10 protein-coding genes are annotated in these 12,616 nt (G+C 57.8%); 9 read left to right on the top strand and 1 reads right to left on the bottom strand.

Features of this window, described 5'->3' with window-relative positions; genetic code table 11:
- Window positions 1–8: 8 nt before the first annotated feature.
- The 9 genes from lonB to GTO91_RS00580 all read left to right on the top strand — a co-directional run bounded on the left by lonB (window position 9) and on the right by GTO91_RS00580 (window position 11,493).
- A complete protein-coding gene (lonB, locus tag GTO91_RS00620; RefSeq protein WP_328793699.1) occupies window positions 9–1,718 on the top strand; it encodes an ATP-dependent protease LonB in 1,710 nt (569 codons plus the stop codon).
- A 153-nt stretch (window positions 1,719–1,871) separates the two neighbouring features.
- Window positions 1,872–4,313 carry an endopeptidase La gene (gene lon / locus GTO91_RS00615; protein ID WP_161253282.1) on the top strand — a complete coding sequence of 814 codons (2,442 nt, stop codon included), beginning with the start codon at window positions 1,872–1,874 and terminating at the stop codon, window positions 4,311–4,313.
- Window positions 4,314–4,662: 349 nt separating this feature from the next.
- The gene (gene yihA / locus GTO91_RS00610; protein WP_161254060.1) at window positions 4,663–5,271 is read left to right on the top strand and encodes a ribosome biogenesis GTP-binding protein YihA/YsxC; all 609 of its coding nucleotides are present in this window, start codon (window positions 4,663–4,665) and stop codon (window positions 5,269–5,271) included.
- Between the two features lie 245 nt (window positions 5,272–5,516).
- Window positions 5,517–6,542, top strand: coding sequence for an ABC transporter substrate-binding protein (locus GTO91_RS00605; RefSeq protein WP_161254058.1), 1,026 nt, complete (start codon window positions 5,517–5,519; stop codon window positions 6,540–6,542).
- Window positions 6,539–7,384, top strand: a complete 846-nt coding sequence (locus GTO91_RS00600; protein ID WP_161253279.1) for an ABC transporter ATP-binding protein — start codon at window positions 6,539–6,541, stop codon at window positions 7,382–7,384. The genes GTO91_RS00605 and GTO91_RS00600 overlap by 4 nt, the downstream gene beginning before the upstream one ends.
- Window positions 7,385–7,411: 27 nt before the next feature.
- Window positions 7,412–8,242, top strand: a complete 831-nt coding sequence (locus GTO91_RS00595) for an ABC transporter permease (RefSeq protein WP_456318568.1) — start codon at window positions 7,412–7,414, stop codon at window positions 8,240–8,242.
- A 119-nt stretch (window positions 8,243–8,361) separates the two neighbouring features.
- Window positions 8,362–10,020, top strand: a complete 1,659-nt coding sequence (locus tag GTO91_RS00590) for a spore germination protein (RefSeq protein ID WP_161253276.1) — start codon at window positions 8,362–8,364, stop codon at window positions 10,018–10,020.
- Window positions 10,007–11,254 carry a Ger(x)C family spore germination protein gene (locus tag GTO91_RS00585; RefSeq protein ID WP_161253273.1) on the top strand — a complete coding sequence of 416 codons (1,248 nt, stop codon included), beginning with the start codon at window positions 10,007–10,009 and terminating at the stop codon, window positions 11,252–11,254. Before GTO91_RS00590 ends, GTO91_RS00585 begins: the two co-directional genes overlap by 14 nt.
- Complete coding sequence (locus GTO91_RS00580) at window positions 11,251–11,493, top strand: hypothetical protein (protein ID WP_161253270.1); 243 nt, start codon at window positions 11,251–11,253, stop codon at window positions 11,491–11,493. Before GTO91_RS00585 ends, GTO91_RS00580 begins: the two co-directional genes overlap by 4 nt.
- Here GTO91_RS00580 and GTO91_RS00575 read toward each other — a convergent pair.
- Complete coding sequence (locus GTO91_RS00575; RefSeq protein WP_161253267.1) at window positions 11,460–12,551, bottom strand: GerAB/ArcD/ProY family transporter; 1,092 nt, start codon at window positions 12,549–12,551, stop codon at window positions 11,460–11,462. The two genes, GTO91_RS00580 and GTO91_RS00575, sit on opposite strands and share 34 nt — an antisense overlap.
- Window positions 12,552–12,616 lie beyond the last annotated feature (65 nt).

The following is a 12,616-nucleotide window of genomic DNA, read 5'->3' as shown; positions in this document are numbered from 1 at the left end:
TGACGGCGGTGAACATTTGGTCGGGATTGGGCGGATTGCTGGGCCTCCTCCAGATCTTTTTCATCGTTATCATCGGCATGTACTTCTGGCACCTGCTCAAGAATCAGCAGAGCTCCAAAACGGCGGTGGAGCGCGAATCGCGCAAGGAGTTGGAGAAGCTCCAGACCATGCGCCGGATCGCCCTTACGGAGCCCCTGGCGGAAAAGACGCGGCCTTCGACATTCGAAGAGATCATCGGCCAGGACGACGGCATCCGGGCGCTCAAAGCGGCGCTCTGTGGTCCCAACCCACAGCACGTGCTCATCTACGGCCCCCCAGGGGTCGGCAAGACAGCAGCGGCGCGACTGGTCTTGGAGGAGGCCAAGAAAAATCCCTTGTCCCCCTTCTCCGTCCAGGCCAAGTTTATCGAGATCGACGGCGCCACGGCCCGTTTCGATGAGCGAGGCATCGCCGACCCGCTGATCGGCTCGGTCCACGACCCCATCTACCAGGGCGCCGGCGCCCTGGGCATGGCCGGCATCCCCCAACCGAAACCGGGGGCGGTCACGAAGGCCCATGGCGGGGTGCTCTTCATCGACGAGGTGGGGGAACTCCACCCCATCCAGATCAACAAGCTCCTCAAGGTCCTCGAAGACCGTAAGGTGCTCTTAGAGAGCGCCTACTACTCCAGCGAGGACCAGAACATCCCCAGCCACATCCACGATATCTTTCAAAACGGCCTTCCCGCAGACTTCCGGCTCATCGGCGCGACGACCCGGCTCCCCCAGGAGATCCCCTCAGCCATCCGCAGCCGCTGTCTTGAGGTCTTTTTCCGCCCCTTGACCCAGGAGGAGATCGGCGCAGTGGCCTGCCGGGCGGCTAAGAAGATGGATATGGCCATCCCTGAAAAGGCCGTCGAGGTGATCCGTCGCTACGCCACCAACGGGCGCGAGGCCGTCAACATCGTCCAGATCTCGGCCGGACTAGCGCTCGCGCACCGCGCTGGCGTCCTGTCTGTGGAAGATGTGGAATGGGTCGTTCATTCCGGCCAGTACGCGCCCCGGCCGGAGAAGAAGATCCCCCCAGAGCCCCAAGTCGGCGTCGTCAACGGTTTGGCGGTGATGGGTCCATCGATGGGCGCCTTGATGGAGATCGAGGTGACCGCCTTGCCGGTTTCCCCTGGCGCGGGAACGCTGACGTTGACGGGCATCGTCGACGAAGAGGAGATGGGCGGGCTGGGCGGACGGACGATGAAGCGCCGCAGCCTCGTCAAAACCTCGGTGGACAACGTGCTGACGGTCTTGCGCGCCCAGACGGGAATCGAACCGAGAGACTGGGACATCCATGTCAACTTTCCCGGCGGAACCCCTATCGACGGCCCATCGGCAGGCATCGCCATCGCCACAGCCATCTACTCGGCCGTCAAGGGTGTCGCCATCGACAACCGGCTGGCGATGACAGGGGAACTGTCTGTCCGCGGCCAGGTGAAGCCGGTGGGCGGCGTCGTCACGAAGGTGGAAGCGGCGCGGCTGGCCGGCGCCACCCGTGTGCTGATCCCGGCGGAAAACTGGCTGGAGCGTTTTTCCTCAATTCCAGGAATTTCCGTAATCCCCCTGCATACGATGGAACAAGTCTTCTCCGAGGCGATCTTGACGGAATCAGTGGTTGCGGAAACGGTTGTGGCGCCTTCGGCAGACCTGTTGCCAGCAGCGGCTATCGGTGTGGTGGCGCCCCCCTAAGAATGATTTTTCAATAAACTGGATGTGATTACTTTGGTGTTTCGACCTCCCCGGGGTTTCATGGAGGGAAAACGCTGGGCTTTGTTCCCCGATTATAGTAAAATGAGGATAATCTTCTGGTCCCTTTCAGAAGAGTAGGAGGTGTTAGCCCCGATGGCCGAAGAAAAGAAGATACGGCAGACGATACAGGAATTGCCCCTTTTGCCTTTAAGGGGGATAATCGTCTTTCCTTACATGGTAGTGCACCTAGATGTCGGCCGGGAGCGTTCTGTCAATTCCATCGAGGAAGCGATGGCTCAGGACCGGATCATTTTTTTGGCTACCCAGAAGGAAGCCCAGACTGATCAACCCAGCGCCGAGGACATCTACCAGATCGGCGCCATCGCCGAGATCAAACAGTTGCTCAAGCTCCCCGGCGGGACGATACGCGTGCTAGTCGAAGGCCTGGCTCGCGGGGAGATTCTCGAATACATCGACATGGAACCCCTGATCCGGGTCCGCGTGCGCGAGCACATCGAGCCGGACGTCAAGTCGAACGCCGTAGAAGCCCTGATGCGATCTCTTGTCAACCAGTTTGAGCAGTACGTTAAAATCTCCAAAAAAATCCCGCCGGAGACTTTCGTTTCCGTGGTGGCTGTCGAGGACCCGGGCCGGTTGACCGACATCATCTCGTCCCACCTGACCTTGAAGACGCAAGACAAACAGCGCATCCTGGAAGCCCTCGACGTGGCCGAACGCCTGGAGATCCTGACGGAGATCCTGGCCAAAGAGATGGAGATCCTGGAACTGGAGCGCAAGATCAACGTCCGGGTCCGCAAGCAGATGGAGAAGACCCAGAAGGAATACTACCTCCGCGAGCAGATCAAGGCCATTCAAAAAGAACTCGGTGAGAAGGAAGACCGCCAGGCCGAAGGGGAGGAACTGCGCGACAAGATCACCAAGGCCAAGCTGCCCAAAGAGGTGGAGGAAAAAGCCCTCCGGGAGGTAGAGCGTCTCGAAAAGATGCCGCCCATGGTGGCCGAAGCGACGGTGGTCCGCAACTACCTGGAGTGGCTGCTCGCCCTGCCTTGGGCCAAACAGACGAAAGACCGCCTCGACATCGACAAGGCCGAGGTGATCCTCAACGAGGACCATTTCGGCCTGGACAAGGTGAAAGAGCGGATCGTTGAGTACCTGGCCATCCGCAAGTTGGCCCAGAAGATGAAGGGCCCCATCATCTGCTTCGTCGGCCCGCCGGGTGTCGGCAAAACCTCGCTGGCCCGTTCCATCGCCCGTGCGCTCGAACGCAAATTTGTCCGTCTTTCCCTGGGCGGTGTGCGCGATGAGGCGGAGATCCGCGGCCACCGGCGCACCTATGTGGGCGCCATGCCGGGGCGGCTGATCCAGGGCTTGCGCACGGCAGGGTCGAAAAACCCCGTCTTCCTGCTTGATGAGATCGACAAGATGAGCATGGACTTCCGCGGCGACCCGGCGTCGGCGCTCCTAGAGGTCCTCGACCCGGAACAGAACAGCACCTTCTCGGACCACTTCATCGAGGTCCCCTTCGACCTGTCCAAGGTCTTGTTCATCACCACGGCCAACGGCATGCACAACATCCCCCGGCCGCTCCTTGACCGGATGGAGGTCATCTACATTCCCGGTTATACGGAGGAGGAAAAGACGCGCATCGCCCTCGATCACCTCATCCCCAAGCAGTTGAAAGAGCATGGCCTGAAAAAAGAACAGGTTCAGATCTCCGAAAACACGGTGCGTCGTCTGATCCGCGAGTATACCCGCGAGGCGGGCGTGCGCAACCTGGAGCGGGAGATTGGCGGCCTCTGCCGCAAGAGCGCAAGGGCGATCGTCAAAGATCCCGAGCGCCGCGTCTCCATCTCCGCCAGTAACCTCCCTACTTACCTGGGCATTCCACGGTACCGTTATGGCCTGGCCGAAACGGAATCCCAGGTGGGCGTCGCCACCGGACTGGCCTGGACGGAAACAGGCGGCGACACCCTGGCCATCGAGGTGGCCCTCATGCCGGGTAAAGGCAGCCTGGCCTTGACAGGCAAACTGGGTGACGTGATGAAGGAATCGGCCCACGCGGGCATGACCTATGTCCGCTCCCGCGCCAGTGAGTTGGGCATTGTCGACAACTTCCACCAGAATACAGACATCCACATCCATGTGCCGGAGGGCGCTATTCCGAAGGACGGCCCTTCTGCCGGGATCACCATCGCCACGGCCCTCACATCAGCCCTCAGCCGGCGACCGGTCCGCCGCGAGGTGGCCATGACCGGCGAGATCACCCTCCGCGGCCGCGTGCTCCCCGTCGGCGGCATCAAGGAGAAGATGCTGGCGGCCAACCGGGCCGGCTGCACCACCGTCATCCTGCCGGCGGAGAACAAAAAGGACCTGGAAGAGGTACCGGCTAACGTCAAGAAAAAACTGCGCTTTATCCTGGTGGAGCACATGGATCAGGTCATTCAGGAGGCCTTGCTCGAACCGGCGCCGGTGCAAGAGCCTGAGCCGCCGGAGACGATCCCCGCCGCTATGGAAACACCCGTGCCGGTCTATCAGGGGATGATCGAAGAGACGCCGCCGGGATTGCAGACCTGAGAAGGATGATCGGTTGGTCTTCTGATCGATGACATGCCCATGACGAGAGGTACCCACCTTTGGGTACCTTTCTTCCCATTGTCTCGCCAATAGACAAAGCTTGAACAATAGAAGCATGAAACACAGCGAAAAATAGAAAAATACGGCTTTGAACTGAGGTTAAGAGATGAGCGATAAGGTTTCCTTTGAAGGCAACGTTGTATTGCCTGAACTGACAAACTCTCTTACGCCCGAACCGGCGGTTTCCATCCCGCAAGAACCATCCAATCCGGTGCCCCAGGCTCCGGCAATCGCGCCGCCTGGCGCCAGCGGGGGCAAAGTGGCTGACGCCGGTCCGACGGAATCGTGGCTGAAAATCAAAGAGGCCGAGTTTGTGATCAGCGCCGTCAAAGGGGAGCAGTACCCCGAGGACAATTTCCCCGAGGTGGCCCTTGTCGGCCGTTCCAATGTGGGCAAATCCTCCTTGATCAATAAGCTCTGCAACCGCCGCCACCTGGCCCGGACCTCGTCGACGCCTGGCAAGACGCAGACGCTCAACTTTTACCGGATCAATCAGGCCGCCTATATCGTCGACCTGCCCGGCTACGGCTATGCCAGCGTCTCCAAAACGCAGCGGGCCAGTTGGGGGTCAATGATGGAGCACTACCTGAAAAAGCGGCCCCAGCTCCGCGGCGTCATCCAACTGATCGATATCCGCCACCCGCCGTCAAAGGACGATATCGCCATGCGCGAATGGCTGAACCACTTCAAGATCGGCGCCGCCGTCATCGCCACCAAGGCGGACAAGATCAACCGGGGCCAGTACCCCAAACATGTGAAGCAGATCCGCCAGGATCTGGGTATTCCCAAGGAGATCCCCATCATCGTCTTTTCGGCCGAAACGGGCCATGGTAAAGAGGATGTCCTCGACCTGCTCGATTACTTTTGGAACGGGATGGAGACGCAGCCTGAGGTGTAAAACGAGATGGAGCGAACACTTCAACCGGCGAAGTGTGTCGCCGAGTTGCTCCCAAGCCAGGACAATTCCATCAAGCTGTTATAACCGCTTCTGTAATAGAGGCGGTTTTTTTTGTATAAGCTGTAGTTCCGTCGCATAGAGATGAGGGATGAGAAATATTTGCCTGGAGGGGAGGGGATTCTGGAACAGGAGATGGCTTGGCGAATAAACATAAATACCAAAAAGGAGGTATCTCTTTGAAGCAGATGCATGCGACTTGGCTGGGCCGCCTGCTGGCCGGTCTGTTGATCATCAGCCTCATCCTCGCTGGCTGCGCGTCCCAACAGGCAACTCAACACAAAGCCGGCGGGCCGGCGACGATCCGTCTGAGCGAAGTGGTTCACTCCGTCTTTTATACGCCCTTGTATGTAGCTCTCAACAAAGGCTTTTTCCAGGAGGAGAACCTGAACATCGAGATGAGCACCGCCTGGGGCGGCGACAAGGCGATGACAGCGCTGGTGGCTGATCAGGCTGACATCGGGCTGATCGGGCCGGAAACGATCATCTACACGCTCCAACAGGGTCTGGACAAAAAAATCCTCTGCTTTGCCCAACTGACACAGCGGGACGGTTCCTTCCTGGTGGGCCGGCCGGGACAAGGCTTCTCCTGGGAAGGCTTGCAAGGCAAGACGATCATCGGCGCCCGCAAAGGCGGCGTGCCGGAGATGGTGCTGGAGTACGTGCTGAAGCAAAAAGGCCTCAAGCCCCTTGAGGATGTGAAGATCATTCAGAACATCCAGTTCACCGCCACAGCTGGCGCCTTCCAGGCGGGAACGGGCGACTATGTGGCCCTCTTTGAACCTACCGTGTCGGAACTGGAACAGGCCGGCGCCGGTCAGGTCGTCGCTTCTCTGGGCGTCGAGTCGGGCAAAATCCCCTACACCGTCTTTATGACCTCTGAGGACTACATCAATAAAAACCGCGAGGCGGTGCTGGCTTTCACGCGCGCCATCTACCGGGCTCAGCAGTGGACGGTTTCCCAGAGCGTCGACGAGATCACCGACACCATTTTGCCCTCTTTCCAGGGCAGCGAACGCGCAGTCGTTCGAAAAGCGGTAGAGCGGTATCACCAGCAGGAGAGTTGGGCTGCTGATCCGCGCATGCAACCGGGGGGGCTCGACTATCTCCAGTCGATCATTGAATCGGCAGGAGAGTTGAAACAGCGCATTCCCGAGGAGACCATGATCCGTAAAGATATCGCGGAAGAGGTCATGCGGGCTGCAGGGCGATGACGCAGGATGGGGGAAAGCGAACAGGCGTTGTTCCGGCCGTGGAACTGCGGGATGTTTCGGTCACTTACCAGACTCCGAAGGGGGAAATTCCGGCTTTGGCGGGAATCAATCTGGGCATCGCTGCTGGAGAGTTTGTGGCCATCGTCGGCCCGAGCGGTTGCGGCAAGAGCACCATCCTCTCGCTGATCGCCGGACTTTTAAAGCCTACTGCCGGAGACATCCTGGTCAGCGGTGAACGGGCAGGCTTGCACAGCACTCGGGTTGGCTACATGCTGCAGCAGGATTATCTCCTACCCTGGCGGACAGTCCGGGAAAATGCGCTGCTCGGGTTGGAGCTAATGAAGGAAGTTAGAACGGAGCGGGAAAAAAAGGTAGAGGCTCTCCTCGAAAACTATGGTTTGGGGCATTTTTTACACCATCATCCCCAGGAACTCTCGGGAGGGATGCGGCAGCGGGTTGCCCTGGTGCGCACCCTGGCCGTCGAACCAGAGATCTTTTTGCTCGATGAGCCCTTTTCTGCCCTCGATTACCAGACGAGGACGACGATCCAGGAAGAGGTTTGGCGGGCACTGCGGGCGTCAAGGCGGACGACGATCCTGGTCACTCATGATGTAGTCGAGGCGGTAGCCATGAGCGACCGGGTGATCGTGCTGTCCGCCCGGCCGGCCGAGATAAAACGGGAACTGGTCATAGATTTTGGCGTCGAACGACCTGGGCCCTGGCTGGCCCGTAAGGCGGCGCGCTTCAATGAGTACGTCGACGCCGTTTGGGCGGAATTGAAAGCGTACGTTGCCGTAAATGCGAACGGGAACTCGACGGAACCTGGACGTGAAACATGTTGACGGGGATAGAGAGAAGGGGGATGAGCCGTGTCGACGATTCCCCGCCAGGAGTACCTGCGGCGTTTGCGCAGAGAAAGATGGCTCATCATGCTCATCCAGGCGGGATTGCTCACAGCGGCGCTTGTCGCCTGGGAGGTCCTGGCCGACCTGCGTATCATCGATCCCTTCCTCGTCAGCAAGCCCAGCCAGGTGGCTGCGCTGTTGGCGAAAGTGGCGAAGGAGGGTGAACTCTGGCATCATGTTGGGGTCACTGTCGGCGAGACGGTGGCCGGTTTTCTTCTGGGCACGCTTCTGGGCCTGGGAGTCGCCATCCTGCTCTGGTGGTTTCCCGCGCTGGCTCGTTTGGCCGATCCCTTTTTGGTTGTGTTGAACAGCACCCCAAAAATTGCCCTAGGGCCGATCTTCATCGTCTGGATGGGCGACGGCGTCGGCGCTATCTTGACGATGGCCCTAACGATATCAGTGATCACTACGATTACCGTGATCTATGCCGGATTCACCGAGGTGTCTGAAGGGTATGTGAAGCTCATCCGTGTCTTCGGTGGAACCCGTTGGGATATCCTGTGCAAGGTGATCCTGCCGGCGTCGGTGCCGACCATCGTGGCCGCCCTGAAGGTGAACATCGGTCTCACCCTGGTCGGCGTCATCGTCGGTGAATTTCTTGTTTCCAAGGCCGGACTGGGTTACCTGATCATCTATGGCGGCCAGGTCTTTCAACTGACCCTTGTCATCGCCAGCATCGTCATCCTGGCGCTGATGGCGGCTGTCATGTACCAGGCGGTGGTTTGGCTGGAGCAGCGCTGGGTTGCCGGCGGAGCGCCGGGGAATACTCGCACCCGCCTTGGCTCAGGCGGTTAGGACGGTTATTTGGCGTCCCTATTACCGCAAATGGTGCTTGTGTAAGTACTCAAACAAGAAGAGATAATAGATCTGTGGAACAAGCGACGGAGCGGAATAATGGGTAAGGATGGGGCAATTTGCAGCGAAAAAAGCGGCAGCCGTTAAGGAGCGAAAGAGTCCTTACAGACATCGAAAAAAATATCCAAAAGCTCCGTGCTGATTTCGAACGAAGCGACGACCTGCGGATCCGTCGCCTCCATGTGGACATGGATGGACAATCCACACCTGTTGCCCTGGTCTTTCTCGTGACGGTCACAGATATGCATCGACTAGATCGGATCATCATGTCCCTGCAAAAAGATCGCGCTTCAGCTGACATCATGCCAACGGCCCTTTCGGATCGCCTGAAACGCTTTGAAGAGGAACTATTGACAGGCGGATCAGTACTCGCTATCACCCATTGGAATAAGGCGACGAAGGAGTTGCTTTTTGGCGCAGCGCTGTTGTTCGTCGACGGAGCCGCAGTCATATACGCCCTGCGTATCCCCAAAAAGACAGGGCGCTCCCCGGAAGAGCCCGAATCGGAACAAGTGGTGCGCGGCCCACACTACGGATTTGTGGAAGACCTATACGAGAACATCGCCCTGGTCCGCAGGCGCATGAACAGCCGTTCGCTCAAGGTGGAGGTTACGGAAGTGGGGCGAATTTCACTGACGAAAATCGCCCTCCTCTACATCGAAGGGGTCATTGACCAGCGGGTGCTGGCCGAAGTGAAAGAACGACTGGCCTATATCGATATTAACGAAGTGGCTTCCAGCAACACGATCGAAGAATGGATCGAGGATCATCCCATCTCGATATTGCCGCAGATAGCCCATACCGAACGGCCCGATGTAGCCGCCTCGGCGCTGGCTGACGGGCGATTTGTCATTCTCGTCGATGGCTCTCCGTCGATCCTGATTGCGCCAAGCACCTTTATCGAGTTTTTTCATTCCCCAGAAGACCAGTATGAACGATACTACTTTAGCAGCTTTACCCGGATCCTTCGCTACCTCGGCGCCTTTATTTCACTTGCCTTTCCCTCCATCTATGTGGCCTTGACAACCTTTCACCCGGAAATGCTCCCCAGTCTCCTGTTGTTTTCCATTGCCTCTTCCAGGGCCGGGATCCCCTTTCCAGCATTAATGGAGGCGCTCATTATGGAGAGCATCTTCGAATTGTTGCGGGAGGCGGGGCTTCGCTTGCCACGGTCAGTGGGACAGGCCGTCAGCATTGTCGGCGCGTTAGTCATCGGTGAGGGGGCTGTTCGAGCCGGGCTCGTCTCACAGGCGATGGTCATTGTTGTTGCCATCACCGGCATCACCTCCTTTGCCATCCCTGCTTTCAATCAAGCCCAGGCCTTCCGTATGCTTCGCTTTCCACTGCTTTTGCTGGGCGGCACCTTGGGCGTCCTCGGGTTGCTCTGCGGCTTGTCGCTTCTGCTCTTGCACCTCTGTGGCATCCGATCCTTTGGGGTCCCCTATTTAAGCCCCCTATCCCCACTAGAACCGCTCGCGTTGCGATCAAAGTTGTTGCGCTTTCCCCTTTGGACGATAACAAAGCGGGACGACTATTTGGCGCCTTCCTACAATACAAGACGAATCGGCAAAAGCGCCGGGCGAAGGAGGATGGCCTTGATGGCTCCAGATGGGCTATACAGCCTTCCCGTTGACAAAAGGCGGCCATTTACGCCCTTGAATCAAATGGTGCGCCTTCCGAAAGGAGGGGTGGAGGGGAGGCACGATGGGGATCAGTAAGCCACGCAGGGGGCTGGGCATGCTCCATGTCTTGCTGCTTGCAGTTCTCTTGTCGCCCCTAGTCGCAGGCTGCGGCGAGAAACAGGAATTGGACCGAGTGGCCTTCATCATCGCCGTTGGCATTGATAAGGTGGAGGAAGGGCGTTGCCAGTTGACGGCGCAATTCTTCAAGGCCCCGGCCCGGATTGGTGTGGAAAGCGAGAAGATGAATCCTTTCTGGCTCATTACCGTCGAAGGGGAGAGCATGATGGACGCCTCGCTGAAGCTGCGACGACGTGTGGACGGTCCGATCAGCTGGCATCAAGCAAGGACCTATATTATCGGTGAGGAGGCGGCCAAAGAAGACATGAAGGATATCGTTGACTTTTTGGTCCGCAATATAGAAGTGCGCAAGGGGGCCAATATGGCGATTGCGGAAGGCAGTGCCCGCGATTACATGGTCTTGGCGCCGGAATTTGAGATGAACATTGCCCAGGAGACATGGCGCATGATCGAAAACTACCGCGAATGGGGTGGAACGACGCGTTTGCGAATGGGCGAATTGATCCTGGCCTCCTATGAACCGCAGACGGGCGTTCTTTTTCCGTACTTGCGCAAGGACAAGCCCACCCCTGTAGAGTCCATGAAAGGAAAAAAGGAAGAAAAGCTGGAGTCCTATGCCGTCCCAGCCGTGAGCGGCGGCGCCATGGTTCGTGATTTTCGCATGCGCGGTCAGTTGAATGAAGAGGAGACGCGAGGCTACCTGTTGGTTCGAGCCAAGGAGAAGGCCGTAGCGCCTGTTTTGTTGGATTGCATGGATGAAGAAGCAGTTGGACAGGCCACCGTCGTCCTTTCATCGATCCGCCGGAGGATAGAGATGCACGATAACGGTGGGATCCCTGCTTTTCGAATCGAGATTACCGCCAGCGGCAAATTGATGGAGTATCATTGCGAAACGCCGCTGGTCAAAGACAGAGTGAAACAGTTGGAGGCGATGACGTCGGAAAAAGCACGCCACTATGTGCTCGCGGCCTGGAACCAAGCGCAACAGTCCGAAACAGACCTATTCGGGTTTAGCCGAGAGTTGAAGGCGTTCTACCCTGAGATCTGGAGGAAAGAAAAAGAGCAATGGTCCCAACGGTTGCGAGAGATCACGCTGGACGTCAATGTGAATGTCCGTCTTTCCAACGTAGGGACCATCGACAAGGGCGTCATCTCGGAGAATCAAAAAGCGAAACAGGGGGATGAACGGTGATCATCCTCCTGCTTGGCATTGCCGGCCTGATGCTTCTTGTTCAGGGAAAGTCCCTCGAAGAGGCCTCTAGGACGACGAAAGGGATCTATGTTTTCATGCTGGTGACGGGGTTCTACTACACCCTGATCGGCAGCCAGATGGGAGAGCCGCTGCTTCACCCGACGCGCTGGATCGGTCAATTGTACATGCCCATTGGCGAAAGGCTTTACGATTGGCTTGGCTTCGTCTTCTTCCGGTAGCCAAGGATAAGCGCCCCGAGGGGAAACCCAACGGCCCAGGGAAGCAGGTAAAGGGCGTAGGCTTTATTGACAAAGTCAAAAACGTCGAGGAGATGTTCATAGACAAATAAGGAGAGGCCCACGGTCAACAGCGCCGCCGGTGGGATCAAGAGTGAGCGATCCTTTGTGCTGAGCCAATCGGTCAGATGTTCAATAAAACTATAGAAACAGATCATGCTTTTGATCAGCGATGAGAAAAAAAAGATGGGAATGAACGCCACATCCAGGCGATCAAGAAAAACGCCTAGCTCTTCGTGGCGCACGACACTGAAGAGCGGAAAAAGGAGCGTATCGGCTTCTGCTTGCCCAAAGACGGCGATGACGATCATGTCGCGGAGCGCAAAGAGCAGCGTCGAGAGGATAACAGCGTAGAGGAGCGGTCGCAAGAGGCTCCTGTTTTTGGGGGCATGGGCGAGAAAAGGGAAGAGGAGGATCATCTCGGCGAAGGGAAAAGAGAAGCCGGCCAATCCCTGGCGGAGGAAGTCCCCTGTCGGCGCTTCCAAGAGGGGGAACAGGCGGTGCACATCGAAGAGGGGGATTGCCAACCCGTAAATGGCCAACAAGCCGGCGATGATCAGCGGCAAGAGGAGCAGGGCAAAGCGAGCGATGACCTCCGGACCTAAGGCAGCGCCATAGGCGACAACGATAGTCAGCGGCAAGGAGAGAGAGATGGTTGTAGCAGTAGGGTAAATCTGGTACATGAGAAGGGTGGTCAGGTTGTTCAACACCAGCGCGGCCAAATGCAAAGGAAACCAGAGCCAAAAGACAGCGAGAATGGAGCCGATTCGTCGGCCAAAGGCCTTTCTGGAGAGGCCGATCAGGTTTTCACCGGGATAGAGGTCTTTGACGGCAGAGAGCAAGAGGGCGTAGCCGCAGGCAGGGAGTCCGATCAGCAGCGAGCCGACCCAGGCGTCTTGCTTGGTGATGCGTGACGAGGGCGTCAAAATGATCCACGATCCCAGCAAAAAGATGGTGGCGAGCGCAAAAACCTGTGTGGAAGAAATCAATTCTTTTCGCATACTTCTAGTATGCACCGCGAAAAGAAAAAGGCCTCCAGTCAGACGTGGAGGCCTTTGGAAAAAGG

It is taken from the genome of Heliomicrobium undosum, from assembly GCF_009877425.1.
GTDB lineage: Bacteria > Bacillota > Desulfitobacteriia > Heliobacteriales > Heliobacteriaceae > Heliomicrobium > Heliomicrobium undosum.
This window is presented reverse-complemented; position numbering and strand designations above follow the sequence as displayed.